Annotated in this window: 25 protein-coding genes and 1 pseudogene; 6 read left to right on the top strand and 20 right to left on the bottom strand. The window is 43.4% G+C overall.

Annotation, left to right across the window (positions count from 1 at the left end; translation table 11 throughout):
- Window positions 1-143: 143 nt before the first annotated feature.
- The 3 genes and pseudogenes from BMI76_RS03660 to BMI76_RS03650 form a co-directional block, all read left to right on the top strand.
- Window positions 144-461, top strand: a pseudogene (locus BMI76_RS03660) (lactonase family protein); the annotation flags it as partial.
- A gap of 4 nt (window positions 462-465) precedes the next feature.
- Window positions 466-1,281 carry a sugar phosphate isomerase/epimerase gene (locus BMI76_RS03655; protein WP_083623642.1) on the top strand — a complete coding sequence of 272 codons (816 nt, stop codon included), beginning with the start codon at window positions 466-468 and terminating at the stop codon, window positions 1,279-1,281.
- 63 nt (window positions 1,282-1,344) lie between these two features.
- Entirely contained in the window at window positions 1,345-1,539 is a 195-nt protein-coding gene (locus BMI76_RS03650) for a hypothetical protein (protein ID WP_027976701.1), read from the top strand.
- Window positions 1,540-1,670: 131 nt separating this feature from the next.
- Here BMI76_RS03650 and rfbB read toward each other — a convergent pair whose 3' ends face one another.
- The 15 genes from rfbB to miaA all read right to left on the bottom strand — a co-directional run bounded on the left by rfbB (window position 1,671) and on the right by miaA (window position 16,442).
- Window positions 1,671-2,717: a dTDP-glucose 4,6-dehydratase gene (gene rfbB / locus BMI76_RS03645; protein WP_075346247.1), complete on the bottom strand. Its 1,047-nt coding sequence runs from the start codon at window positions 2,715-2,717 to the stop codon at window positions 1,671-1,673.
- Window positions 2,718-2,923: 206 nt separating this feature from the next.
- Window positions 2,924-3,517: a dTDP-4-dehydrorhamnose 3,5-epimerase family protein gene (locus BMI76_RS03640; RefSeq protein ID WP_075346246.1), complete on the bottom strand. Its 594-nt coding sequence runs from the start codon at window positions 3,515-3,517 to the stop codon at window positions 2,924-2,926.
- Window positions 3,517-4,386, bottom strand: a complete 870-nt coding sequence (gene rfbA, locus BMI76_RS03635) for a glucose-1-phosphate thymidylyltransferase RfbA (protein WP_075346245.1) — start codon at window positions 4,384-4,386, stop codon at window positions 3,517-3,519. The genes BMI76_RS03640 and rfbA overlap by 1 nt, the downstream gene beginning before the upstream one ends.
- Window positions 4,387-4,447: 61 nt before the next feature.
- Window positions 4,448-5,551 carry an FAD-binding oxidoreductase gene (locus BMI76_RS03630; protein WP_075346244.1) on the bottom strand — a complete coding sequence of 368 codons (1,104 nt, stop codon included), beginning with the start codon at window positions 5,549-5,551 and terminating at the stop codon, window positions 4,448-4,450.
- Between the two features lie 56 nt (window positions 5,552-5,607).
- Window positions 5,608-6,396 carry a Nif3-like dinuclear metal center hexameric protein gene (locus BMI76_RS03625; protein ID WP_075346243.1) on the bottom strand — a complete coding sequence of 263 codons (789 nt, stop codon included), beginning with the start codon at window positions 6,394-6,396 and terminating at the stop codon, window positions 5,608-5,610.
- Window positions 6,374-7,084 (bottom strand): tRNA (adenine(22)-N(1))-methyltransferase TrmK, encoded by a 711-nt coding sequence (locus tag BMI76_RS03620; RefSeq protein ID WP_075346242.1) that lies wholly within the window; start codon window positions 7,082-7,084, stop codon window positions 6,374-6,376. The genes BMI76_RS03625 and BMI76_RS03620 overlap by 23 nt, the downstream gene beginning before the upstream one ends.
- Entirely contained in the window at window positions 7,074-7,775 is a 702-nt protein-coding gene (locus BMI76_RS03615) for a DnaD domain-containing protein (protein ID WP_075346241.1), read from the bottom strand. The genes BMI76_RS03620 and BMI76_RS03615 overlap by 11 nt, the downstream gene beginning before the upstream one ends.
- Before the next feature lie 9 nt (window positions 7,776-7,784).
- A complete protein-coding gene (gene metA / locus BMI76_RS03610; protein WP_075346240.1) occupies window positions 7,785-8,729 on the bottom strand; it encodes a homoserine O-succinyltransferase in 945 nt (314 codons plus the stop codon).
- A gap of 111 nt (window positions 8,730-8,840) precedes the next feature.
- A complete protein-coding gene (locus BMI76_RS03605) occupies window positions 8,841-9,353 on the bottom strand; it encodes an adenine phosphoribosyltransferase (protein WP_075346239.1) in 513 nt (170 codons plus the stop codon).
- A 175-nt stretch (window positions 9,354-9,528) separates the two neighbouring features.
- Window positions 9,529-11,739, bottom strand: a complete 2,211-nt coding sequence (gene recJ, locus BMI76_RS03600) for a single-stranded-DNA-specific exonuclease RecJ (RefSeq protein WP_075346238.1) — start codon at window positions 11,737-11,739, stop codon at window positions 9,529-9,531.
- The gene (locus BMI76_RS03595; RefSeq protein WP_075346237.1) at window positions 11,736-12,500 is read right to left on the bottom strand and encodes an SDR family oxidoreductase; all 765 of its coding nucleotides are present in this window, start codon (window positions 12,498-12,500) and stop codon (window positions 11,736-11,738) included. The genes recJ and BMI76_RS03595 overlap by 4 nt, the downstream gene beginning before the upstream one ends.
- Window positions 12,497-13,426, bottom strand: a complete 930-nt coding sequence (gene rnz / locus BMI76_RS03590; RefSeq protein ID WP_075346236.1) for a ribonuclease Z — start codon at window positions 13,424-13,426, stop codon at window positions 12,497-12,499. Before rnz ends, BMI76_RS03595 begins: the two co-directional genes overlap by 4 nt.
- Before the next feature lie 37 nt (window positions 13,427-13,463).
- Complete coding sequence (locus BMI76_RS03585; RefSeq protein WP_180372824.1) at window positions 13,464-14,099, bottom strand: cystathionine beta-lyase; 636 nt, start codon at window positions 14,097-14,099, stop codon at window positions 13,464-13,466.
- Window positions 14,086-15,333: a GTPase HflX gene (hflX, locus tag BMI76_RS03580; protein ID WP_075346234.1), complete on the bottom strand. Its 1,248-nt coding sequence runs from the start codon at window positions 15,331-15,333 to the stop codon at window positions 14,086-14,088. The genes BMI76_RS03585 and hflX overlap by 14 nt, the downstream gene beginning before the upstream one ends.
- A 221-nt stretch (window positions 15,334-15,554) precedes the next feature.
- Window positions 15,555-16,442, bottom strand: coding sequence for a tRNA (adenosine(37)-N6)-dimethylallyltransferase MiaA (gene miaA / locus BMI76_RS03575; protein ID WP_075346233.1), 888 nt, complete (start codon window positions 16,440-16,442; stop codon window positions 15,555-15,557).
- Window positions 16,443-16,516: 74 nt separating this feature from the next.
- On the opposite strand from miaA, the gene BMI76_RS03570 reads away from it, so the two are divergent.
- Window positions 16,517-16,693, top strand: coding sequence for a DUF3042 family protein (locus BMI76_RS03570; protein WP_002263068.1), 177 nt, complete (start codon window positions 16,517-16,519; stop codon window positions 16,691-16,693).
- A gap of 65 nt (window positions 16,694-16,758) precedes the next feature.
- The gene (locus tag BMI76_RS03565; RefSeq protein WP_075346232.1) at window positions 16,759-17,625 is read left to right on the top strand and encodes an Rgg/GadR/MutR family transcriptional regulator; all 867 of its coding nucleotides are present in this window, start codon (window positions 16,759-16,761) and stop codon (window positions 17,623-17,625) included.
- Between the two features lie 117 nt (window positions 17,626-17,742).
- On the opposite strand, the gene BMI76_RS03560 is transcribed toward BMI76_RS03565, so the two are convergent.
- A complete protein-coding gene (locus tag BMI76_RS03560; RefSeq protein WP_075346231.1) occupies window positions 17,743-18,972 on the bottom strand; it encodes an MFS transporter in 1,230 nt (409 codons plus the stop codon).
- Window positions 18,973-19,337: 365 nt separating this feature from the next.
- Here BMI76_RS03560 and ald point away from each other — a divergent pair, with 365 nt between their 5' ends.
- The gene (gene ald / locus BMI76_RS03555; protein WP_075346230.1) at window positions 19,338-20,435 is read left to right on the top strand and encodes an alanine dehydrogenase; all 1,098 of its coding nucleotides are present in this window, start codon (window positions 19,338-19,340) and stop codon (window positions 20,433-20,435) included.
- Window positions 20,436-20,596: 161 nt separating this feature from the next.
- Here ald and BMI76_RS03550 read toward each other — a convergent pair whose 3' ends face one another.
- Genes BMI76_RS03550 through BMI76_RS03535 form a run of 4 tightly spaced genes read right to left on the bottom strand, consistent with a single transcriptional unit; the run spans window position 20,597 to window position 24,807 of the window.
- Complete coding sequence (locus BMI76_RS03550; RefSeq protein WP_075346229.1) at window positions 20,597-21,226, bottom strand: alpha/beta fold hydrolase; 630 nt, start codon at window positions 21,224-21,226, stop codon at window positions 20,597-20,599.
- A gap of 3 nt (window positions 21,227-21,229) precedes the next feature.
- The gene (locus tag BMI76_RS03545) at window positions 21,230-21,766 is read right to left on the bottom strand and encodes a GNAT family N-acetyltransferase (protein ID WP_075346228.1); all 537 of its coding nucleotides are present in this window, start codon (window positions 21,764-21,766) and stop codon (window positions 21,230-21,232) included.
- Window positions 21,759-23,084, bottom strand: a complete 1,326-nt coding sequence (locus BMI76_RS03540) for an McrC family protein (RefSeq protein ID WP_075346227.1) — start codon at window positions 23,082-23,084, stop codon at window positions 21,759-21,761. The genes BMI76_RS03545 and BMI76_RS03540 overlap by 8 nt, the downstream gene beginning before the upstream one ends.
- Complete coding sequence (locus BMI76_RS03535; RefSeq protein ID WP_075346256.1) at window positions 23,068-24,807, bottom strand: McrB family protein; 1,740 nt, start codon at window positions 24,805-24,807, stop codon at window positions 23,068-23,070. The genes BMI76_RS03540 and BMI76_RS03535 overlap by 17 nt, the downstream gene beginning before the upstream one ends.
- Window positions 24,808-24,961: the final 154 nt, after the last annotated feature.

Here is a 24,961-nt window from a genome sequence, read left to right as displayed (position 1 = left end):
ATAAGGATTTAATTGACTCTCCGATTTGTCGTAACTCATAGATTTGAATCTTGCTTTCATAGCTTAATTTCATAAAAATAGCACCCCAATCGTTAGATTTTACGTCTAACTTTTGGGGTGCGGTTCAAGCCTACAGGGGTGAAAATGCCTGTGCTGCTATTCGCATCAGTTCAGATGGCAAATTTGTCTATGCCAGCAACCGCGGACACGACTCCATCGCAGTCTTTAAGGTCACTGATGAGGGTAATTTAGAGAGCCTGCAAATCATCTCAACGGCAGGCAGACAGCCGCGTGACTTTAATCTCACACCGGATAACCGTCACCTCATTGTCGGCCATCAAGATTCCGACAATATTACCATTTTTAAGCGTGACGGGCAAACAGGACAGCTGACAGAGCTCAGCCATGATTTTAAAGTCCCTGAAGTGGTCTGTATGGCCTTTAAAAATGAGAAAGAGTGATGATATGGTGCCAAAATTAGGTTTAAAAACCAGCAGCGACCCTGAACAATTAAACAGCCGCCTGATTCATCAGCCAGAGGTTCTTGAATTTTATACTGACCAAACTGATTTTTCAAAAGACGGGCTCAAGCGTCTAGGCGAGGCCATTCAAGAAGTTAAGGAGCGCGCTACAGACAAAATTATTCTCCATCAGCCGATGACTTTCCAAGGTGATTTTCTGGAGATGATTGTACCTAAAGAGCTCTTTCCTAAGACCTTTTATTTCTTGGAAAAATCAACCCATGACCTGCTGCAGCTGGCATTTGACCATCATATTCAGGTTCTGCTTCACGGTTCTTATGAAATGCGAAATCAAGCTTTGATGGCCTATTACGGCAGCTGGGAAGCTGCCAATCAATACCTTTTTGACCAGCTGGACAAGTTTTCAGAGCTGGGCCGAGGCCACATCATGTTTGAAAATTCCATCTCTCCCCTCTTTTACTTTGGTGATCCTGCTTATGATGCTCTGCTATTTGCCAAAAATTACCGGCTGGCCTACGATGTCTCACACGCCTTTATCAAAATGCAGGGCAGCAATCGCAAACTCCTTGCTTCACTGAAAACTTTGAAAGACCATATCGTCCATTATCATTTAGTGGATTCTATGGGCAAGACACACGACAGCCTGCCTGTAGGACAAGGAAAAATCAACTGGAAAGCTGTCCTTAAGCTGCTCAATCCAAATGCTACTTCCATCTATGAAATCAATCTTAAAAACATGCTGGATCCTAGCGAGCAGCTGCAAAGCCATGATTTTTTGCTGCAGCTGGCACAAAAATAAGAAAGGGACTTCCAAATTCACACCTTTTATGGTTTAATAGAGAAAAAGAAATGAGGTAAACCTATGAACCCAACTGAACTGTTTAACCACGTCAAAGAACTGGTTGAAAAACAAGACTTCTCTGCTGCTCAGGATTTCATTGATCAGCACAAAAACGATTTGGGAGACTATTTTGATCAGGCTAAGGCCCTTCTTGACGGCGGCAAGGGGCTTGATGGTCTTGCTGACAAAGTCAAAGGACTTTTCGGCGGTAAATAAGAAGAGCAAAACGTGCCAAATTTCGGTACGTTTTTAGTTAACTTGAATATAAAAATCCTTGTTACATCTATCAAGCATAGATGCAACAAGGATGACTGATGCTGCTTGGTGAGAAAGACCGGCAGCTGTTTTTAGTTAATCACTTTTTGAGTCTTAGCGTAGTTAGCCTCAACGGCTTCTTTTTCAGCTTTCCACCAGTCTTCATGCTCAGTGTACCATTTAATGGTATCTTCTAGGCCTTCTTCAAAGTTGGTAAACTGCGGTTTCCAGCCAAGCTCTTCATGCAATTTTGTCGAATCAATGGCATAGCGCAGATCGTGCCCCGCACGGTCTGTCACATGATCATAGGCATCTTTAGGCTGCCCCATCTTTTCAAGAATGAGTTCAAGCACTTCCTTGTTATTCTTTTCACCATCAGCGCCGATGAGGTAGGTTTCACCGATACGGCCCTTAGTGAGAATAGCCCAGACGCCGGTTGAGTGGTCGTTAGTATGAATCCAGTCACGGACATTCTTTCCGTCACCGTAGAGTTTTGGTTTGATGCCTGACAGGATGTTGGTGATTTGGCGCGGAATGAATTTTTCGATGTGCTGGTAAGGTCCGTAGTTGTTTGAACAGTTGGAAATGGTTGCCTTAACACCGAAAGAACGCACCCAAGCTTTAACGATAAGGTCTGAAGCGGCCTTGGTTGATGAGTAAGGCGATGATGGGTTGTACTTGGTTTCGGGCGTGAACTTTTCTCCTTCGCCTTCACCATGACCCGGCAAATCTTCACGCAGCGGGAGATCTCCATAAACTTCGTCAGTTGATACATGGTGGAAACGAAGGTCATATTTACGGGCAGCTTCCAACAAAGTGTAGGTTCCGACAAAGTTCGTATAGATAAATGGTGACGGGTCTTTGAGGGAATTGTCATTGTGGCTTTCAGCCGCATAGTGGACAATGGCATCCGCCTTGGACGCCAATTGATCAACCAATTCGCCGTCTGCAATATCGCCTACAACTAACTCAACACGGTCACCTAGAATTTCCTCTAAATTAGCACGGTTGCCCGCATAAGTGAGCTTGTCGAGGACTGTCACATGGACATCTGGGTGGTTGTGATAAACATAGTGTACGAAATTGGAACCGATGAAACCAGCACCGCCGGTTACGATAATGTTTTTATATTCTGTCATGTTTTCTCCGAAAATGTCTTTTTTTGTGTTTGACTGAGGCGGTAGGGACGGTGGGGCAAATTATCCAGTGGATGATTTCAGCATCCATGGAAATTCATGTCCAGACGTTGAGCCAAAAGCTCAACAGTTCCGAGAAGACCGGAAATATGCCGGCCTTTTTCACCGCTGCGCCAAACATCTTTTGCGGCTCGCTTATGCTTGCCTTCTTATAGGTCTTCTTTCTTTAATGGTTTAACATCTTTAAGCAATGGATGGTTTTTGTCAGCTTCTGAGACTTCTGCTTCTTTCAGATTTTCCCATGTGATGCCGAGACTTGGATCTGCATAGTTAACAAAGGCGTATTTTGGCTTGAGCTCTAAGGCCCAGTAGTCATTGACCAGATAGGTGTAGGCTACCTTGTCAGATAACACCTGAAAACCATTAGCAACGCCGCGAGGAACAAAAATTCCTTTGGAGGCATCAATGATGGTTTGATAAACATGTCCGAAACTGTCTCCCTCACGCAAATCAACCCAAGAGCCGAGAACCTTTCCTTCATCAGCGACTGAAATATACTTATCCCAAGGTTCAGCATGAAGACCGCGCAGCACATTCTTACGTGAGAAGGAAATGTTATTTTGCAGTTTGCCCTCTTCAAAAAAGCTTTCTGGGAAACCGAGCGGCACCATTTTTTCTTTTTGGAAATTTTCCTTAAACCAGCCGCGGCTGTCTCCGTGAACGGGAATGTCAAACTCAATCATGCCGGGAATGGCATCAATGGTGCGAGCAGCTAATTCTTTTTCAAAAAATTGTTCAGTCATTAGGCTTCTCCAATCAAACGGAGCAGGTATTGTCCGTATTCATTTTTCTTAAGAGGCTGAGCCAGCTCGCGAACCTGTTCCTTGGTGATGTAGCCCATGCGATAGGCAATTTCTTCCAAGTTAGCGACTTGCAGATTTTGCATGCGCTGCACGGTTTCAATGTACTGGGCAGCTTCCAGCAAGCTTTCATGGGTTCCTGTGTCTAACCAGGCAAATCCGCGCTCCATGACCTCAACAGAGAGATCGCCGCGGTCAAGATAAGCCTTGTTGACATCGGTAATTTCCAATTCACCGCGAGGACTTGGTTTGATATTTTTAGCAATCTCAATGACATCATTATCATAGAAGTAAAGGCCTGTGACAGCATAGTGAGACTTAGGATGTTCTGGCTTTTCTTCGATTGAAATGGCATTCATATTCTCATCAAATTCGACAACACCAAAACGTTCAGGATCTTTGACCTGATAACCAAAGACTGTTGCTCCCTTTTCCTTGCTGGCAGCCTTTTGCAGCATGCGGCTGAGGCCAGGACCGTAGTAAATATTGTCTCCTAAAATAAGGGCCACATTATCATCGCCGATAAATTCTTCCCCAATAATAAAGGCTTGGGCGAGACCGTCCGGACTTGGCTGCTCAGCATAGGAAAGCTTAATGCCAAATTCCGAGCCGTCCTGAAGCAGCTCTTCAAAACGCGGCAGATCCTGCGGCGTTGAGATGATCAAAATGTCTTTGATTCCCGCCAGCATCAGAGTTGAAAGCGGATAGTAAATCATTGGTTTATCATAAACCGGCATGAGTTGTTTTGAAGCAGCGCGAGTCAGTGGATACAGGCGTGTTCCAGAACCCCCTGCAAGAATAATACCCTTCATTCTAGGTCTCCTCTTTATATTTAATCATCTTACATTTTATCACTTTTTGTTAGCGGTGTCACTAACCACCCTTAATCACATACTTGCTGGGACTGTAATCGTCAGCCGGCAGATCTAGAGGCTTGCCAGTCAGCATTTTGACCAGCTGATAGGCTATGAGAGGACCTGTCGTCAATCCCGACGACCCCAGACCGCTTGCTGCATAGACATTTGGCAGCCCGGACACCTCTCCAAAAAATGGAGAAAAGTCACTGGTGTAGGCACGTATTCCGACACGGGCGCCTGTTGAAGCAGCAGCTTTTAATTTAGGGAAATAGGCCTGCGCTTCTTTTTCCAATGCATCTAAACGACCGCTGTCAATTCTTAAATCAAATCCCTGATCGTTCTCATGGGTAGCACCTATGCTGACCTTGCCGCCGGCAAAAGGAATAATATCCAGTTCCCCTTCCGGCATAATAACCGGATAGTGTCCAGTTTTTAAATCCTTAAAAAAGAAATCTCTCAGCTGTCCCTTTTGCGGTCTGACGTCCGTTTTATAGCCCAGCGGCTCCAGAATTTGCGGCAGCCAAGCACCGCAGGCAAGTAAAACGGCATCAAAAGTCCTGCCGTCAACATCATAACAGCCATCAGCTCTGACTTTTAAGAAAACTTCTTTGCTGATGAGTTCAGCCTGGCTGGCCTCAAGGAGAGTCTGTGTCAGTTTAGCTCCATCAACCCGAGCGGCTCCGGAAGCATAAAGCAAGCTGTTAAAACCAGTCAAATCGGCTAAGTCTTCATCAAGCTCTGCCCGCTTTCGCATTTGCAGCTGGCCAATTAAGGCTGATTCTTTTTGCCGCTCTTTTCCGATATGATAGAGCTCTTCTAGCTTAGCTTCATTTTTCTTAAGCAAGAAGACCCCCGCCTGATCATAAAAGTCAGCTTCATAGGCATCCCCTTGTAAATCAGCCACTAAGGTTTGATAAAAATCTGCACCCAGACGGGCCAAACGGTACCAGGCCTTATTGCGGCGCTTTGAAAACCAAGGACAGATGATGCCTGCAGCTGCCTTGGTAGCCTGACCAATCCCTTGATCAAAGACAGTTACCGATATATCTTTTTCCTTAGACAGGTAGTAGGCAGCAGTTGACCCAACAATCCCTGCGCCGATGATAGCAGCTTTTTTCATCAAATTTCCTCATTCCTTAGCTTTGCTTCAGACCTAATCCTGTCATCAGCAGAATCCTACAAATGATAGAAAGGATTCGTATTGGCCTGACTTGTCAAAATCTCAATATCCCAGTCATTTTCAGACTTCCACGCTTCAAATTTGGCAGCCAGTTTGTCAGCAAAAAGCACCTCAATATGATGACCGGGATCCAAGGCCAACAGGCCGTTTGTCAGCATGTCCTGAGCTGTATGGTAATAGATATCGCCGGTGATATAGACCTGAGCCCCCTTAGCCAGAGCATCCTGATAAAAACTCTGACCGCTGCCGCCGCAAATAGCTAAGCGCGATATAAGCGGATTAGCCTTGCCGTAAGATACCAGACGAATACTGTCCAAATGAAAAATCTGTTTAACTTTCCTTGCCAGATCTTCAAAAGGAAGCGGGGCAATATCCCCGACGCGTCCAATACCGTAGCCATCCTTGCTAAAACTTAGGACCTCACGATTGGAAACTTCCAGCAAATCACAAAACCAGTCGTTTAGCCCGTCAGGGACAATATCAATATTGGTATGACTGACGTAGACGGCGATGTCATGCTTGATTAAATCAATATAAAGCTGATTTTGCGCAGTCGCTGTCAAATCTTTTAGCGGCCGAAAGATCGGCGCATGCTTAACAATGATCAGATCAACCTTGTGTTCGATGGCTTCAGCGACTGTTCGTTCGCGCACATCAAGCGCCAGCATGATGCGTTTAACGTCCTTATCCAGAGTGCCGATTTGCAGTCCAGAAATATCGCCTTCAAGGGACAGCTCCTGCGGACAGTAAGCTTCATAACGTTCAATAATCTGCTGTGCTTTCATGCAGCACCTCCTTAATCTGACTTATTTTTGCCTTTACAGCCTGCCGATCCTGTTCATTTGTCTCAGGAATTTTCATCAGGGCCTGCTCTAATTTAGACAGTTCTTTTTGCCATCGTGCTTTAAAAACAGCTGACAGTTCCTGACGCAGGCAGGGCCCAAAGCGCAAATCCAAATCTGACAAAGTCATCTGGCCCTTCTCAGCAACTAATATTTCATAGTATTTTTGCTTATCGGCCACCATCTTTTCAGCAGTGATAGCAAAACCATTGGCCATCAGCCAAAGGCGCAGCTCATCCTCGCAGTTGTTGGGCTGCAAAATCAGCTGCTCTACTAAAGCCAGCTTAGCCTTGCCTGCTTCTAAAATTTCTGCAATCAAACGTCCGCCCATACCGCAAATCGTAATCACATCAATTTTATCTACTGCCGTAAAAGCCGCTAAGCCATCTGCCAGACGGACATCCACGCGTTCTGATAAACCAGCTTGATCCACATTTTCTGCAGCTGAACTGTAAGGACCTTTGGCCACCTCACCGGCTATGGCATAGTCAATCCAGCCTTTTTCCAGCAGATAGAGCGGCAGATAGGCATGATCGCTTCCAACGTCAAGAAGCCTTGCACCCTGAGGTACAAAGCCCGCAATTTCCTGTAAACGCTCAGAAAGGCTGATACCCTTCTTATTATCTTCCATCCGAATCACTCCATAAATTCATGGCAGACAGAAAATCGTCCGAAACCGTCACATTAGCTGGGTTGGCTTCTTCACGTTCCTGCCGTCTTTCTTCAACCTGACGCAGGGTCGTAATCCCCTCCCGGCGCCAATTTCTCAAAATAGCCTGAATGTAATTCCAATTGGTCTTACCGTTAAACACAGCCTCCCGCAAGGCCGCCCGAACAAGGTCAGGGTCTGTTTTATCATCTGCAACTGTCTTTTCCAAGTCTTCCAGCTCAAAAGGACTGAGCAGCCGTCCCAGTTCTCTTTCAAAATCCTCAACTAAATCTTTGAGAGCATTGCTGCTGTCAGCATTCGCTTCAGGCTGACCTTTGCTCTCTTTGGGCTGCTCCAGCAGGTCATCCAGTTTTTTAAGAGCCAAGGTTGCATCAAAAATGACTTCACTCTCACCGTCCAGCTCAATCGTTTTCATGGCTAAAAGTTCCTGGCTGATCAGATTTGAGACACAGCGGTTAACCTGAGCCACAGTCTTTCCAACAGCTGCAGCGATTTGGCTGGTAGCAATTTCTTCCATATTTGTCGTATTTTGAAGATAGAAAAACTGCCAGACCAAAAAGTCATCCGTGCTGCTGAAAATATCTTTGTAATGAAAAAGCAAGGCACTGGGCAAAACCAAGTTCCCTGACTTATAATGTTGCAAAAAGCTCATAGGACCTCCTTACAGATAGCCATAAAATGAAACAGTATTTTCTAACTCCTCTAAGCGATAAGGCGTTTCTTGATAGACTGCATAATTAATCCAATTACTGAAGAATGTTGCCGCAGCAAGATTCCAGCGCATTTCCGGATAAGATTCAGGATTGTCATCTCGGTAATAGTTGCTTGGAATATTAGGTTTTTTACCAGCTTTAAGATCGCGTTTGTACTCATTGCCCAAGGTTTCCCGGTCATATTCCAGATGGCCAAAACTATAAATTTCCCGCATGTCGCGGCTGGACAAAATGGACAAGCCTACTTCCTCACCGCTGGCAATCACTTCAAGATTTGTCTTATTGACAACATCTTTTAAGAGAACCTCTGTATGACGAGAATGCGGAGCGAGAAAACAGTCATCAAAGCCTCTCATCAAAGGACTGTTTGGTTTTTCTACCTTCTGCCAATAAATACCTGAGAGCTTCTCAGCCATTTCAGATTTGTCAATACCATAGCGGTAATAAAGAGCGGCCTGAGCCCCCCAGCAAAGATGCAGGGTTGAATAGACATGGGTCTTAGACCACTGAAAAACCTGACAGAGCTCCTCCCAGTAATCAACTTCCTCAAAAGGCATCGTCTCCACCGGTGCACCGGTGATAATCAGCCCATCATAAAAGTTGCCTTTAATGTCTTCCAAAGTCTTATAAAAAGTCTTCATGTGCTCAGCCTGCGTATTTTTCGAATGGTGGCTGGCCATGTATAAAAAGTCCACGCTCATCTGCAAGGGAGTATTGGCTAAGAGCCTCAGCAGCTGAGTTTCCGTTGCCACCTTGGTCGGCATCAGATTCAAAATCAGAATGCTCATTGGCCGAATATCCTGATGAATAGCCCTTTTATTATCCATGACGAAGATATTTTCGGACTTTAGAATATCCACCGCAGGTAATTTTTTATCAAGAGTAATTGGCATGAAAATATCCCCATTTCTACAATATCTATTCTAATATTATAAAGCAGGGAGATATAGTTTTCAAATATATAATTTCTCTAGTTAGATATAGCAAACAGCTATAAGTCAGCCTTAATAGTGAATGAGCACCTTATAATCATAATCGCCGATAGCCTTGCGGCCTTCAAGTTCATCAAGCTCAATCAGAAAAGCACAGCCGGCAACAATTCCTCCCAGTCTTTCAATCATTTCAATCGTTGCTTTAACGGTTCCGCCAGTTGCCAAAAGATCGTCAACAATCAGCACGCGCTGTCCAGGTTTGATAGCATCCGCATGCATGGTCAGAGTATCAATACCGTATTCTTTTTCGTAATTAGCTTCAATCACTTCGCGCGGGAGTTTTCCGGGCTTGCGGACCGGAGCAAAACCAACACCCAGCTCATAAGCCACCGGGCAGCCAACAATAAAGCCGCGCGCTTCCGGACCGACAATCATATCAATCTTTTTGTCTGTCGCATACTGAACAATTTCGCGGACAGCATAGCTGTAGGCATTTCCATTAGCCATCAAAGGGCTGATATCACGAAAGAGAATCCCGTCTTCCGGATAGTTCTCAATGGTTGCAATGTAATCTTTTAAATCCATTTCCTTACTTTCTAGGGCAATCTGCCAAAAAATCTTTTACTCTTTATTATAGCATGAATTAGTCATTTTAGAAAATATTACTATCAAGACTTATTGGAATACATACAATTAATTTTCTGATGGTTACCTAAAACTCTCAGCAGCAAAGAACTGCTGAGAGTTTGTCTACAACCTGTTACTTTTGCTTTTTCGAAGTCAGGTAATCATAGATTTCCTGCGGTGTGCCCAGAGCCATTAACTCTTGAAATTTCACAAGCCTTTTTAACTCCTGATAAATGCGGCTTTCAGAAATCTCCCGTTTTTGCGCATCCTTATTAACTGTCATGACCCCATCATTAATGCTAACAAAATCCAATTCATCAAAAATCTGAATCATCTTGACGAGAAGAATGTCAGGGATATTGAGGTAACGGCTCAGCTCTTTCAGCTTATAGCGGATATCAAATTCAGGATACTGGTAGATGGTTTTATAGAGCTTGGCAAACTGCTCGCGCGTTCCGTAACCTGTCAAATAATAGCGCTGCTTGATGATATTTTTGAAATAGATCGCTTCAAAATCACGGTTTTCAAAAAGCGCCAGAAGGTCCTCTTCCTTTTCAGGCACTTCCAGTAGGACCACGGCCTTACTAGCCGTTTTATCATCCAAGATAGGCACTGCTTGAGGCAGTGCGCTGCTGCGCGAGCGAATATCGATTAGCTGAATACCCTCAACCCTTGCATCTACCAGCATGAGCTGAAGACTGGTATTGCCGTTCCACTGATTGACAGATAAGGTCACGGCCAATTCTAAATGCTGAGCCTGCTGAAATTCCTGAGCCAGAGCTCCCTGATTAAAAGCAATCAGGTCAAATTCAGAAGCTTCCTGAGCAAGACGAAGCTTGAGATGAGCACCGTTTTGCCCCATGGTTCTGGCCTGCTTCACCTTAAAATCCTTTATCAGAAAAACAGGCTTATCATTGTCCATGCCAAAAGGCGCCAGCTTTTCCAAACCTTTGACGGTTTCAAAGCTCAGCTGTGACAAAGGAAGCTCGGCATCAATAATCAACGGGTTCTTTTGAGAGAGGTCGATATGGTGCTCTTCAATGTAGGACACGAGGACTTGTTCCAGTTGTTCCAGCCTGTCGGCTTCCAGAGTCATGCCGGCCGCACCGCTGTGCCCGCCAAAGGCTGTAAATAAGTCTCTGTGCTCATTCAAAGCAGCAAAAATATTGACCGTGCTCACGCTGCGAGCGCTGCCTTTAGCCAGGCCGTTTTCAATGTTGAGGACAATCACCGGCTGGTTAATTTCTTCCATGATACGTCCTGCGACAATGCCCAGAACACCTGCATGCCAGCCTTCCTTGGCTAAAACCTGAGCAGGTTTTGCTGTGTCTACCATGGCCATGGCTTCATCAAAAATCGTCTGAACGATGGCCTTGCGTTCCTCGTTTTTGTCATTAATCATGGCCGCAATCGTACGAGCTTCCTCTTCATCAAAGCCCGTCAGCAGCTCTACAGCAGGATTGGGATCATCCAAACGGCCTAGAGCATTGAGCTGCGGAGCCACTTTGAAACCGATGGTCTCCTCGCTAATACTGTCTGCCTGAACACCTGAGAGATCCAGCAATTCCTGTAGGCCAATACGCTCTGTCTGCTTAAGCATTTCCAGGCCGTATTTGACCATGACACGGTTTTCATCTGTCAGAGAAACCATATCAGCAATTGTTCCGATAGCTACTAAATCCAGCATTTCCACAGGAACCGACTCTAAAAGAGCACAGGCCAGTTTAAAGGCAACACCGCAGCCCGCCAAATATTTAAAAGGATAGGCTGCCCCAGGATGTTCAGGGTGAACAATGGCATAAGCATCCGGCAGCTCTTGGGGCATGCTGTGATGATCTGTCACAATGACATCAACGCCCTTTTCCTGTGCATAGGCAATCGCCTCTTTGCCAGCAACCCCATTATCTACCGTAATAATCAGAGACACAGCCTGCTGTTCAATGAAATACTGATAGACACTCTGATTTGGACCATAGCCATCCGTAAAGCGGTTGGGAAGATAGACCAGACATTCTGCTCCCATCATCTCTAGGGCCTCTTTGACAATAGAGCTGGATGTCATACCGTCAGCATCATAATCGCCGTAAATTAAAATAGCTTCATCAGCTTCAATAGCTCGGCGAATTCGCTCAACCGCTTTGTCCATATCATTTAACAGATAAGGGTCGTGAAGCTGTGACAAATCAGGGTGCAAAAACTGCTCGAGAGCGCCAGCTTCGTTAAGGCCGCGCCCGTATAGAATTTGAGCAGCCGCTTGACTGAGTTTTTCTTTTTTAATCAGTTCAAAAAAGCCATCATCTGGCTTTTCCTGCTTTATTTTCCAATCAAATTTGGATGTAATCATTTATAATTAAATACCTTTCTGGCCAAAAAATCCGATAATCTTGGAAAAAGGGTATAGGCCTTGTGTGCTGCTTTTAGCGTCCAAGGCAGGTTGAGTTCTCGCTTGTTTTTCCCTAAAAGCGCAATGATTTTCTTTGCGACATCGCTCGGCTGCAGGGTAAATTCTTCGACACTTTTCAAATACGCACCGCTGGGATCGGCCTGATCAAAAAATTTAGTCGCAATCGGGCCGGGATTGACAGTCGTCACATAAACGCCCTTGTCTGCCAGTTCCAAGCGCAGAGCATTGGAAAAACCGATAACGGCAAATTTGGTGGCTGAGTAAATCGTTGACTTGCTCGTCGCAATCAGGCCAGCCATGCTGGCAATATTGACAATATGGCCTGCACCCGCTTCAGCCATTCTTTGGCCGACAAGGCGTGAAAAATTGATGGTCGCCAAAGTGTTAACATCAAACATTTCCCGAATGTCACTGTTTGAGAATTGATCAAAATCCTTAAATTCACCAAAGCCGGCATTGTTGATGAAAATATCAATGCGGCCAAATTGCTGATAAATAGTATCAACCATCGCCTTTAGAGCCTCATCATCTGTGATGTCAACTGAAAAACAGGTCACTGGTCTGCGATGGGCATACATGGCTTCCAATTTTTCCTTGCTACGGCCGAGTAAAATAAGCCGGGCAGTCTGCGGAAGACGTTTAATCATCGCCTCAGCAATTCCTCCGGACGCTCCGGTGATTACAATAATACGTTCCTTCATAGTTTTACTTCTTCTAAGTCCCTGACAACATGGACATCTTCAAAAATTTCCTGAGCATCGCTGCGCATCTTGCTGATGTCCCGCGACAGAAAACGGGCACTGATGTGATTGAGCAGCAGTTTCTTGGCCGAAGCAGCTTTGGCCACTTTAGCTGCTTCCATATTGGTAGAGTGGCCGTGACGCCTGGCTAATTTTTCATCGCCCTTGCCATAGGTCGACTCGTGGACCAGCACATCGGCACCTAAGCCCAGGCGAATGCTGGCGTCCGTTTTGCGGGTATCTCCTAAAATAGTGACGACTTTTCCTTTTTTAGGAGCCGAAATATAATCCTTGGCAATAATTTTTCTCCCGTCTTCCAAGACAATGTCCTGACCGTTTTTGATTTTGCCCAAAAGGGGACCGAAAGGAACTCCTGCGGCAGTCAGCTTTTCAGCATCAAGCGTGCCTTCCAGGTCTTTTTGAACCACGCGGTAGCCCACACAAAAAATAGTATGGTCTAATTTTTCGGCATAGACTGTGAATTTATCCGTTTCAAGAATCTTTCCCAGATGTTTTTCATTAAATTCATGAAAGTAAATCCGGTAGGGCAGATGAGCGCCTGAAGCCCGCAAACTGCCCATTACCAGCCCTTTGATACCGACAGGGCCGTAAATATCGATATCTGTCTGCTCTTCATTAGCCTGAAAGGCGCGGCTTGATAAAAAGCCCGGCAGACCAAATACATGATCACCATGCAGGTGGGTAATAAAAATCTTTCTGATTTTACGAGGTTTAATCGTTGTTTCTAAAATTTGACGCTGCGTTCCTTCCCCGCAGTCAAACATCCAAATTTCATTGATTTCATCCAAAAGTTTTAAAACAAGACTTGATACATTCCTGGCTTTGGCCGGTTGGCCGGCACCAGTTCCTAAAAATTGAATTTCCATACTTACTATACTTTCTGTTTATACTTTTCTATACTGGTTAATCTTTAACAATGTAAAGCACAGCCTGACGCTGAGCATAGCTGTAGTAGCGCTGACCTTGATAGGCCTTAGCCACTTCCATGATTTCTTCCTGATTAAAACCGGAAATTTTAACGGTTCCGTCTTTTAATTTCTTAATGTCAGTGAGCAGGGCTGAACTGTTTTGGACGGTCTCACTCTCACTTTCGTCAAATGTCAAAGGTTTCATTTTTATGATCTGACCATCCGCAAAAACCTTATACTGCGGAAAAATCTGAGCCAATTCAAATAAAAGACCGTCAGTAATCGGCTCGTCTGCCTCGCTGAAAACCTGAGCGACTTCCTCTTTATTTTCATAGGCAAAGCCATAGGATTTTCCGGACAGATTAAGGCGGACAAAGGGCTTATGCTCGTCAAAGGAAGGCCTGTCGGTCAGCAGCTGCAGCTTTTGACTCAAATCAAAATAATAATCTGTTGCCGCCTTAGGCGATTGCTTTTGATAAATCTCGGCAAAATAGGCATTAATAACACTCGGCGGCGGTGTGATAAAGGCCAGCTTATCTGCATGAGACAGAGACGCCAGTTTATTTTCTAAATAAACCTTGTCCAAGCTGGTGAACCCGCCATACTTAAGAGCTAAGTCAAGATAGTTCAACATAAAATGGTTCCAGCCTCCACTTGTTTTTTTCTGCAATATAGCCTGTAATCTCTTGGCCATCCCGATCGACATCGTAAGAATCAAGCAGAGCTATACGGCTTAGATCATAGAGTTTGTAGGCATTTTCCTGATTTATCTTAAGAGTGAAGGGCACAAACATCGTCTTTATTTTCTCCACAATAGCCTGACGTAAAATCAAAGCTCCTTCCTGAGATTTAGCCGAAAGGCTGACATAAGGATACTGGCTGGCCGCAAAGTTTGTGACCTTGTCCATTTTATTATAAACCACTAGCCGCGGAATCGCTGACATGCCAAGCTCAGACAGGATATCCAGAACAACCTGCTCATGATCCTCATGGTTAGGATCGCTGGCGTCAATAATATGCAGCAGCAAATCAACCTGACGGCTCTCTTCCAGCGTTGATTTAAAAGCTGCGACAAGTTCAGTTGGCAAATCCTGAATAAAACCAACGGTATCTGTTAAGGTTGCCTGAAAACAATCAAAGAGATAAATCTGCTTGGTTGTTGCGTCAAGTGTCGCAAAAAGCTCGTTGGCTTCATACTGGCTCTTATCAGTCAGCATGTTCATGATTGTTGATTTTCCGGCATTGGTATAGCCAATCAAGCCGATTTTAAAAATCTCTGAGTCCAGCCGCTTCTCGCGATTGGTTTCCCGATTTTTAGCCACGGCTTTGAGCTGTCTTTCAACATCGGCGATTTGTCTGCGAATACTGCGGCGGTTCAGCTCCAGCTGACTTTCACCGGGACCGCGGCTGCCGATACCGCCGGCCTGACGGCTAAGCATGACGCCCTGTCCGACAAGACGCGGCAGCATATATTTGAGCTGGGCCAGATGAACCTGAAGTTTTCCCTCATGGCTTCTGGCCCGCATGGCAAAAATATCCAAAATCAGCTGCATCCGATCAATCACCTTGAGACCCAGCTCAGCCTCTAAATAGGTATTTTGACGGGGTGTCAGCTGATTATTGACAATCACGGTATCAGCAGCATCAGTTTCAATAAACCGCTTCATTTCCTGCAGCTTTCCTGAACCGATAAAGCTTTTACTGTCGTAACGGTCTCTTTTTTGGGAATAGGAATGAATGACCTCAGCTCCTGCTGTCTGCGCGAGACTGGCCAGCTCTTTCATGGACATCTCAAAATTGTCACTGTCCGGCAGTTCTACTCCGACAAGGATAACACGCTCTTGTTTCTGACTGGTTTCAATCATTCATTCCTGCCCCTCGCTTTCATCAGTTTTCAGCCTTTTTCCATTACCATCAGAATGGTAATTTTACACATTATTATATCACAGCTGTCTGGAAAAGTCAGACAATTTTCTATTCTTTATCAGCCCTTAACGAATGTAAAATACATTTAAAATAAGACAAATAAGCCTCGGACAAAAGCTACTTCTTGCAGAAATTTGCTGCGCTTTTCTTTGTTAAAGGGTCACGCTTTCCCTAAAAAATTAAGCACTGCCCGATCAATCTTCATTTTGCAATCCGCTTCACTGACCATGTAAAAATCCACAGCCATGCGGTTTTTAAACCAAGTCAGCTGACGCTTGGCAAAACGACGGGTATTCTGTTTGATTTGAGCAACTGCTGCTTCCAAACTCACCTCTCCCGCAAAATAAGGAAAAAGTTCCTTGTAGCCAATGCCGCGGCTGGCCTGCGACTGAGGATAGTTCTCATAAAGCCACCTGGCTTCATCTAACAGCCCCTGAGCCATCATCTGGTCAACACGCTGATTAATCCGTTCATACAGCCTTTGGCGGTCATCGCTTAGACCAAGCAGTAAAAAATCGTAAGGCTTCTCATGATTGCGGGCTCCCTGACTGAATCTGTGCAGTTCCAGCGCCCGGGTGGCGCGGCGGCGGTTAAACTCCGGCAGTTCAATGCCCTGAGCCTCCAGCAAAGAAAAGAGCTCCTGATCTGACAGCTCCTCCAATTCTTTGCGGTAATTTAAAACGTCCTCTTGATTGACCTCACCGCCCAGATGATAGCCTTCCAAGAGACTCTGCAAATACAGTCCAGTCCCGCCGACAATGATCGGGAGGTGGCCGCGCCGCCTGATTGCTTCAACAGCACTCGCCGCTTCTTGGACAAAATCAAAAGCCGAGTAGCCCTCACTGACATCGCGTACATCCAGCAGATGGTGAGGAACCGCTGCCTGTTCGGCTGCGCTCGCTTTGGCCGTTCCGATATCCAGCTTGCGGTAAACCTGCTGACTGTCTCCGCTGATGATTTCTCCCCCATATTTTTGCGCCAGCTCTATGCCCAAAGCTGTCTTGCCGACTGCTGTCGGACCTAAGACCACAAGTATTTTTTCTTTCATGCACTTTTTCCTTGAAAAAAACGGTAATTTTTAAGATAATAATACTATTATAACATATAAAAGGAGTCTTATTTATGGCTAAAAAACATGCATTTGCTAGAGGTCTTGCGACAGGCGTCATCGGTACTGCTGCAACAGTTGCCGGAGCTGTCTTTGCTGTTAAGAAAACAATTATCGATCCGGAAGAAAAGAAAGCTGCCTTTATTGAAGAAAATCGTAAGAAAGCTGCACGCCGCCGCGTTACTCGATAAAAACAAGAAAAACCGTCCTCAGGGACGTTTTTTTCTTAACATAAGATAATGAAGGAGAATGGCCTTTGACTAAATTAAATGCAGTTAATCTAGGTGAACTGTATAGAGATCTTAGACTGGCTAGGGGTCTAAAGATGAAAGATGTGGTTAACAGCAATCTATCACAGTCTCAATTATCTAAATTTGAAAATGGTCAAACGATGCTTTCAGCAGATAAATTGCTCCGTGCCATATCTGCTATTCATATGAGTTTTTCTGAGTTTGAGCATGCTTATCATCAATATGAAGACAGTCGTTTTTTTAAGCAGGCTAAAATCATTTCTGAACTTCACTCAAACAAAGATGTCGCAGGCTTAAAACAACTTTTAGAAAATGATGAAGAGAACTCTGAGACCTACGATACCTATAATCAGCTTAATAAGCTGGTTATTCAGTGTGCTATTCACAATTTGAAACCGGAATTTATCATTTCAGATCAGGATAAAGAATTCATCGCAGCCTATCTCTACAGTATTGAAGATTGGACAGAATATGAACTCTATATTTTTGGAAATACCTTACAAGTATTATCCACTAATGACCTCATTTTTTTAGGAAAAGCTTTCACTGAAAGGGATTCGCTATACTTATCAATCCCCAATAATAAATACCGAACACAGTTAGTTTTCCTAAACATCATCTTTGTATTATTGGAGAGAGAGCAGAGATATGATGCCGATTATTTTATGAAACACTTAGACAGTATTCTCACTTACCAAGATATGTTCGTAAAGACTGTTCTTACTTTCTTGAGAAAAATTCTCAATTATCAAGAAGGAAAAAGTGTTGGCACAGCAGCTTTAGAACAGTATATTCAGCATATTAAAGAGTTGGGGCAGGAGGAAGTTGCCGATTTTCTCCAAGATAATTTAAACAGACTAATAGCATATTAAAAATTTCAAGAAAAGATAAGCATCGAACTTAAATGCTGTTTTGCGCTAATCAAAAAAACGAGCACACTTGCCTTCTGATTAACAGAAGGCTAAAGGTGTTCGTTTTTATAATGGTGTTCAAACTTTTGTCCTTGCTGCTCTCACTAAGACGAAACTAATGATGATTAATAACAGAGCATAAGCAATAAAAGCTAAGTAGGCAAGCCATATGCTGATGGCTGATAACATGGGAAACAGCAAGCTTGTTACGGGCGGTACTAACACTAAAATAGCATTGATACTGGTAATAATTCCGCCGATTCTGTCTATGGGATAGCGGTTGACCACTTCTGCTGAGAATCTTGGGGAAACAATCCCTAAGAGCAGAGCGAGCCAGCCATTCGAAAAGAAAATCAGCCAAATATTATTAAAGATAAAACCTAGCCCTACAAAAAGAATGACTGCATCAGACCAAAGATTAATATAAAAGATGGACTGTTTTCTAAGCACTTTAGCTGTCAGGCTGTTCCCAATAATCATAGCTAGCGTAATAATGCCTGATAAGACTGATATTTTTACGGGGCCGCTTAAAGCAGTTAATTCATTGTTATGCTTGATAAACAAGGCGAATAGAGGTGTCAGTCCTCCGAAAAAGCCATTGAGCATGGACAGCTGAATTACATTAACCAAAAAGAGATGATCAGCGGTAAAAGATTTCAAATTATCTTTGACGACTGAAATAGTATTTCCCTGTTCGAATTTCTTTATCTTGGTCTCATCGTCTTGCAGGGATGGTTTGATTAGGCAATAAAGCATAGTAACCATTAAAAAAACCAAAGCATTTATCAGGGCTAAAGTACTCTCTGTACAAATCGTCAGCAAGACTGCTCCAATAAAGGCTGCAAAAACAGAGACCAGCTGTGTGCCTAAATTGACAAGACCTTGAGCTTTCTCCATGTCGTCTGCTTTTATTAAAATCTTGGTAAAAGGTGAAAACAGAGCCGTCGCGTAATTCCCGCCAATATCCGATAAAAGGTTTAAGCACGAAGCACAAATGACTAATAGCAAAGTGGGAGGATACCTAAATATAAGTCCAATGCAGCAATACAAAGCTGCTCTAACAAGTGAACTAGTCACTAATTGATCTAGTTTTTTCTGCTGTTTATCAGCAATCACACCTAGAAATAAACTAATCAAAATAGGAAGGGTCTCTGAAGCTGACACAATCATTACCGCAAAGCTGCTGTTCGGTAATGAAGTTGCTGCAGCCAGCATTGCTGTATAAAACAGCCTGTCTCCAATTTTTGAGACTAAATTAATTCCTGTTAATTGTGCAAACAGTCTATTCCTCTTTAAGAACTTTAACATAGATAATTCTCCCCCCAGTTAAGTTATAGATTTGAATAATAGGACTTTGTTCCGCCGTCATAATCCCATCCCTTTAACCAGTTTAATCCCTTTAGTGAATACAGTGATTTGCTCTAATGTCACATTTGTCACTTCAAGCTCTTATGATGCATACTATCACAAAAAAGGGGCTAAGCAGCTTATATTCAAATATGAATTTATTTTATATTTGAAGGAATAAACGATTAAATGTCTATGCAAAAAATTACTAATAGCTCCAATCTCTCACTGTTTGCTGGTACCTGAGCAAACCGCCTTTTGATTTTTTCTTGACTATTGCCTGTCAATATGGGAAAATATTTTTATTAAATGAAAGGGGTTACAATATGATTATTGGTGTACCTAAGGAAATCAAAAACAATGAAAACCGAGTAGGTCTGACGCCAGCTGGTGTGCTTACACTCAAACAGGCTGGTCACGAAGTCTGGGTTGAAAAGGACGCAGGCCTTGGATCCGGTTTTAGCGATGCGGAATATCAAGAGCAGGGGGCTCTCATCAAATCTACAGCTCAGGAAGCTTGGGCAGCTGACATGGTCATCAAGGTTAAAGAACCTTTAGAAAGTGAATACCAGTTTTTCCGCCCAGGACTCTTGCTTTTCACTTACCTGCACTTAGCACCAGCACCAGAGCTGACGCAGGCTCTGATTGATGGGGACGTGATTGCAATCGGCTACGAAACCGTTGTTGATCACGGTACGCTTCCGCTGCTCAATCCTATGAGTGAGGTAGCAGGACGCATGGCCACTCAGCTCGGCGCTCAGTTCCTCACTAAAATCGAAGGCGGCTCGGGTATTCTTCTCGGCGGTGTTCCCGGTGTTAAAAAAGGCCACGCAGTCATTATCGGCGGCGGCAATGTCGGGGTTAATGCTGCACAGATGGCTGTCGGGCTCGGTGCCAAAGTTACTATTATTGATGTGAATCCAAAACGCCTGGCTGAACTGGACGCTCAGTTTGACGGTAAGGTACAGACACTGATGTCCAATCCGCTCAACATTGCAGAAAGCGTTAAAGACGCAGACCTCCTCATCGGAGCAGTTTTAATTCCAGGAGCACGCGCACCAAAACTTGTCACCAAAGAAATGGTCGCACAAATGAGAGCTGGTTCTGTCATCATTGATGTCGCTGTCGACCAGGGAGGTATCATTGAAACGGCCGACCGCGTAACAACTCATGACGATCCAACCTATCTGGTTGACGGAGTTGTCCACTATGCCGTTGCCAACATGCCGGGAGCTGTCGCTCGCACATCTACTCTCGCTCTGACAAATGCCACCCTGCCTTATGCCCTTGAACTGGCCAATAAAGGCGCTGATAAAGCTGTCGCTGAAAGCACAGCCCTGCGCACAGGACTGAATATCTACCGCGGCAAAGTTACCAACAAGGCCGTTGCAGACTCGCTCGGTTTGGAATACAGCGATTTATAATAGCAAAAACCACGAACTGTTCTCAAGCCTTTAGAGCTAGTGAGAAAGTTCGTGGTTTTTGAGTGTTTGCGGACTTCTATTTTTGAGTTTATAACTGTCAGCCTTATTTTCCTAAGGCCATTTCGGAAAGAGAGTACTTCAAGAGGCTGGGCAAACGCAGATTACTTTTCAGTTAGTGCCTTTAAAAAATCAGTAATTTTTGTAGCAAAAACCGTGGGCATGTCAGTGTTTAAGAGATGTCCGCCTTTTTTTATGACAGCAAGTTTGGCATGGGGAATCAGCTCTGCCATTTCTTTTGCAGGCAAAAGATTGGGCTTGTCCTTTTGCCCGCAGAGAATCAAGGTTGGTAGCTGGATATGTTTGACCCTGTCGCTTAAATCAAGATTAGACATGGACTTTAAAAAGGTAAGGAGAGGCCTTTTAGCAGCTCCCCGCTTTTTAAAAACCGACTGGGGCAGGAACTGAAAGACTAGCAGCTGCAGTTTATAAAGAAAATTTCCTTTCAAACGGTACTGCGCACCGGAAATGATAAGACCTTTGAGATGCATAAAATGATACTGACTCAGTGCCAGGGCCAGCACACCGCCCAAGGACAAACCGATTAAAATAAAATCTTCTTCTATCTCTTGGAGACTGCTGGCCACCTGCTCTGTCAAGGTCTCAAAATTTTCAGGCATTTTCCCGTCTGCAAATAACTCTAAAGCCAGGCAGTCCTGATGAGGCAGGGCTGCTGCCACAGCATCCCAAACCGTCTTGTCCTGTCCCAAACCGTGCAAAAAGATTAGTTTCATGGCTCATGCTCCTTCGGTCACATCTATCCAGTAACGCTTCATCATATCTCCACTTGCTTCGTCCAGACGGCTGTCTTCATAGACACCGCCATTAGCTAAAATCGTGCGTTCAGAAGCGATATTTCCGTCTGCACAGGTCAGCAAAACCTTTTCAATACCTAATTTCTTAGCTTCTAACAGCGCTAAGCGCAGCTGCTCTTTAGCATAGCCTTTCTGACGTTCATCAGGCCAAATGGAATAGCCAATGTGTCCTGAAACATTAAGCAGGTCTAAACTATTGAGATAGTGTCTGACATTGCAAATGCCAAGCATCCGCTTATCGGACGGGCGAATGCAGAGAAAAGCTGTCGCTGTCCAGCCATCTGCCGCCGGTTTATCCCCTGACAATTTTTCTAAGTAGGCCATCCAGTCAGACATCCTATCAAATCGATCAAGACCGGCTCCGCCGTGCATGTGCTCATTTTTAAAAGCTTCCTTATAAGCCAGTAATTCCTCTTCCCAATCAAGACTGGGACGGACTAGGATTACCTTTTCAGTCATTAGTCTGCTCGCTTTCGTTTAGAGTTTTAATGGTTTCTTGAAAAGAGGCTTCATTTGCTTGGATTTGATGGACAAAATCTGCATAGCTGTCAGCGGTTTGGGGAATCAAGAGAGACCATTTTTTCAAAATTCCGCCGTAACCTGCAAGCTTTCCAATATAATTATCAACTTCTCTTTCAGTACTTGGAAATAACAAGCCAGCCACCTTAGCTTCTAAAAGATAAGTATAACTAATCAGCTGGAATAGATCCTCTCGGACAATTCCCTTCGCAGTCGTTTCCAATTTTTTATACTTAGCATCTAAAACAAGGCCTAATTGACGACTGTAAAAGTCTGGATAAACTGATCTCGTTCTGTCAGAAAAGACCGAAATAGCACCCTTACCCGCCTTATTCTGCGGGTGCTCGAAATCCTTCCCAAGCAAGGTCGCCAGATATTCTTCCCAGAGCCAGGCAACATCAAAGAGAAGTCCGTGGATTTTTTGATTGGATTGATTCAGTCCATGTTTTTCTTGACGCAAAATCATGAGGCAAAGCCGCTGTAAAGTCCGATATTCGTGATAGTAAGCATGGCGGATAGGTTTATTTTGATTTTCTCTGATGATCTTAGCCCTGTCTAAAAATTGATAACTGGGCGTTACCCGTACAATTTCAGCCGTATTTTCCTTAATAGATGGCGAGCTGGACAAAAGCTCTCTGCCATTGGGAACAGTATGCTGAATAAAGACAATAGTATGCCGAATCAGCTGCATGAGGGCATTGTCATAAGAAAATTCCCTAGTCGAATAAGCCACTTTCCCTATGAAAGGAACGTTTTGCTTAATATGCTGGGCAACCTCAATCGTTCCCTTGACGTTGCTGTCATTGTAGAAAAAGCGCTGATATTCCTTGTAAAATCCCTTGCGCAGAGCCGCTTGAAGATATTTGGGAAAAAGATAGACTAAGAGCTGGTACCAGCTGTCTTCCTGAGACAGACCGACATCAAGACTAGTCAGATTGAGCAGCAGCACTTTTTGCAGCATGTAATGCAGAAAATAATCATCACTTTCATTGGCAAAACGAGAATGAATGCTCAAGCGCTCATCACCACAGCCCAGAAAACCGATAATATTCTGTGTTTTGATCTGATTATTGACCGTCTCCAGCACCTTGCCTTCTTTTTCCAAATCAGGAGAATCCAGCAAATCATACGGGAAAATAAAGAGATTGTCCTCTTTGGAAAGACTTTCCAGCGTTCTGTCCAGTAATTTTTCTGACAGCTGAGGGTAAGAAGCTTCAAATTCAGACTTAGCTACTGAAGCATTATCCGTCAGTCTCATCTGACTCTTCCTTTTCTACTGAGTTGTAGGCTTTTTCTAACTCTTTCAGCTTTTCTAACTCATCATAAGATCCGCGCAGATAATCCTCTAAAAGCGGTTTTAAGTAATCCGACCAAAGCTCGGCAGCAGTTACTTCTCCCTTATCTAAATCTATAAAATAAGATGGACCGATTTGATAATGCCGTCCAAGTTCTTCATTCTTTTCAATAGCAGCATTTAACTGTCTTAACCTATCTTTAACCTCTTCATCACTAAGCATCTCATCTGCTCGCTCCTCTGCCGTCACCTCGACAAACCTGAAACGCCTGCGCATGGCAAAGTCAAAGGTATCAACAGAGCGGTCTATATCATTCATGGTGCCGATAATATAAACATTTTCAGGAATATAAAACTTCTCATCCGTTTCATGTAAGTTAGCATATTGCGTTGAAACAGCTCCCTTCTCACCACGGTAACTCGGATCAATAGAGAAGAACAATTCCCCAAAAATCTTGGAAATTTCCCCACGGTTGATTTCGTCTATGATGAAGACGAAGTTTTTACGTTCTTTAGTAACTACCTTATGAGCATTTTTAGTTTTTTCTTTATTTATCTGTTTAAAAAGAGCTAAATAGTAAGAATACCCTTGAGTTGCATGCTGCTTTTCAAAGAAATGCGTAATTTCATTAACTTGATTAAAATTTCTACCTGAACCTAGCATCTGTTCTATATCTTGAATGCTTATTTTTAATTTATTTGCTACCTCATTATCAGGAATAGAAATATGAATATTTTTTTCATCAATACCTGTTACAAAGAATTTATTGCGTTGTGTTTTGAATTCCTGAAAAGGAAATTCCATATCTTCAAAAAATGTAGAAATCTTATTACGAGCGTCATTCTCATTCTTGATAACTTTTGCAGATTTTTGCGAATCAATAAAATTCTTTTTCGCTTTCTGGCAAAATTTCTTAAAAATCCCATCCCGCAGTTCAAAACCGATACTCCCATCTCCATTTGAAACAGGACGCAGACCCTCCACAAAATCCGTATAATCATAAGACGGATGGAATTGGACAAAACCAATTTGGTCATCATTTCCGCCAGTCAGCTCCTTTGCAATCTGCCTAGCAAGATAAGTTTTCCCAGTCCCCGGCGCACCGCGGAGGATGAGGTTGGGTGAGAATTTTAATCTTTGCACATAATCTTGTATTCCAGGATTTGCATGGGATTCTTCTAAAATTTCACTTTGAGTCTTTTCTTTATATTCTAATATAAATTGATCTCCTTCATTCCCAAACCTCTTTAAACATTCTTGAACAAACATCAAAGTCGAAAATATATTCCAACAATAAATAACAAAATAGTTTGTATTACTTTTGTACTCTAAAAATTCTATTGAATTTCTATACTCTTTAATTTCTTGTATTGAATCAAAAATTCCTTTTGTAATACCACTATCAGGTGTATATTGGCAAGTTGGAAAATTCAGTTTTTCTTCCTTTGTTAGTGACTCAATTTCTTTTTCATAAATCTGAAAAGCAAGACGGGGCAAAGTTTGATTACTATTTCTTCTCTCATTCTTATTATATTGACGTCGTATCTTTTCTCCAGTTTTATTTTGAAAATAAACATTTATCGGTTTGAATGAATCACCTATAGAAAGATTGTTTATATCAAATGTTGAATTATTAGCCTCTACGGAATCTTTAGTGATAATTAGTTGATAAATTTTTTCCATCATATTCTCTTCTATATCATTATCTTTCTTAAAACTCACAAATGTATCATAAAATTGTTTTAAGTCTGAATTAGGTTCTTGTTCTGAATCCAATTCTAAGTCTTTAACTAAGTATTGAATATTCAAATCAGTATCGTGTCCATCAGGATGCCATTTA

Origin of the sequence: Streptococcus sp. 'caviae' (assembly GCF_001937065.1) — a bacterium.
In the GTDB taxonomy this organism is placed as follows: Bacteria; Bacillota; Bacilli; order Lactobacillales; family Streptococcaceae; genus Streptococcus.
This window is presented reverse-complemented; position numbering and strand designations above follow the sequence as displayed.

Coding starts and splice junctions, on each gene's coding strand:
- metA (WP_075346240.1), bottom strand. CDS start 8,729: ATGCCAATTACTCTTGATAAAAAATTACCTGCGGTGGATATTCTAAAG.
- BMI76_RS03540 (WP_075346227.1), bottom strand. CDS start 23,084: ATGAGACTGACGGATAATGCTTCAGTAGCTAAGTCTGAATTTGAAGCT.
- BMI76_RS03570 (WP_002263068.1), top strand. CDS start 16,517: ATGGCTAAAAAACATGCATTTGCTAGAGGTCTTGCGACAGGCGTCATC.
- BMI76_RS03650 (WP_027976701.1), top strand. CDS start 1,345: ATGAACCCAACTGAACTGTTTAACCACGTCAAAGAACTGGTTGAAAAA.
- rnz (WP_075346236.1), bottom strand. CDS start 13,426: ATGGAAATTCAATTTTTAGGAACTGGTGCCGGCCAACCGGCCAAAGCC.
- rfbA (WP_075346245.1), bottom strand. CDS start 4,386: ATGAAGGGTATTATTCTTGCAGGGGGTTCTGGAACACGCCTGTATCCA.
- BMI76_RS03605 (WP_075346239.1), bottom strand. CDS start 9,353: ATGGATTTAAAAGATTACATTGCAACCATTGAGAACTATCCGGAAGAC.
- BMI76_RS03625 (WP_075346243.1), bottom strand. CDS start 6,396: ATGAAAGCACAGCAGATTATTGAACGTTATGAAGCTTACTGTCCGCAG.
- BMI76_RS03615 (WP_075346241.1), bottom strand. CDS start 7,775: ATGAGCTTTTTGCAACATTATAAGTCAGGGAACTTGGTTTTGCCCAGT.
- BMI76_RS03560 (WP_075346231.1), bottom strand. CDS start 18,972: ATGTTAAAGTTCTTAAAGAGGAATAGACTGTTTGCACAATTAACAGGA.
- miaA (WP_075346233.1), bottom strand. CDS start 16,442: ATGAAAGAAAAAATACTTGTGGTCTTAGGTCCGACAGCAGTCGGCAAG.
- BMI76_RS03595 (WP_075346237.1), bottom strand. CDS start 12,500: ATGAAGGAACGTATTATTGTAATCACCGGAGCGTCCGGAGGAATTGCT.
- BMI76_RS03545 (WP_075346228.1), bottom strand. CDS start 21,766: ATGACTGAAAAGGTAATCCTAGTCCGTCCCAGTCTTGATTGGGAAGAG.
- BMI76_RS03630 (WP_075346244.1), bottom strand. CDS start 5,551: ATGAAAAAAGCTGCTATCATCGGCGCAGGGATTGTTGGGTCAACTGCT.
- BMI76_RS03535 (WP_075346256.1), bottom strand. CDS start 24,807: ATGATGGAAAAAATTTATCAACTAATTATCACTAAAGATTCCGTAGAG.
- BMI76_RS03655 (WP_083623642.1), top strand. CDS start 466: ATGGTGCCAAAATTAGGTTTAAAAACCAGCAGCGACCCTGAACAATTA.
- BMI76_RS03620 (WP_075346242.1), bottom strand. CDS start 7,084: ATGGAAGATAATAAGAAGGGTATCAGCCTTTCTGAGCGTTTACAGGAA.
- rfbB (WP_075346247.1), bottom strand. CDS start 2,717: ATGACAGAATATAAAAACATTATCGTAACCGGCGGTGCTGGTTTCATC.
- ald (WP_075346230.1), top strand. CDS start 19,338: ATGATTATTGGTGTACCTAAGGAAATCAAAAACAATGAAAACCGAGTA.
- BMI76_RS03640 (WP_075346246.1), bottom strand. CDS start 3,517: ATGACTGAACAATTTTTTGAAAAAGAATTAGCTGCTCGCACCATTGAT.
- recJ (WP_075346238.1), bottom strand. CDS start 11,739: ATGATTACATCCAAATTTGATTGGAAAATAAAGCAGGAAAAGCCAGAT.
- hflX (WP_075346234.1), bottom strand. CDS start 15,333: ATGATTGAAACCAGTCAGAAACAAGAGCGTGTTATCCTTGTCGGAGTA.
- BMI76_RS03550 (WP_075346229.1), bottom strand. CDS start 21,226: ATGAAACTAATCTTTTTGCACGGTTTGGGACAGGACAAGACGGTTTGG.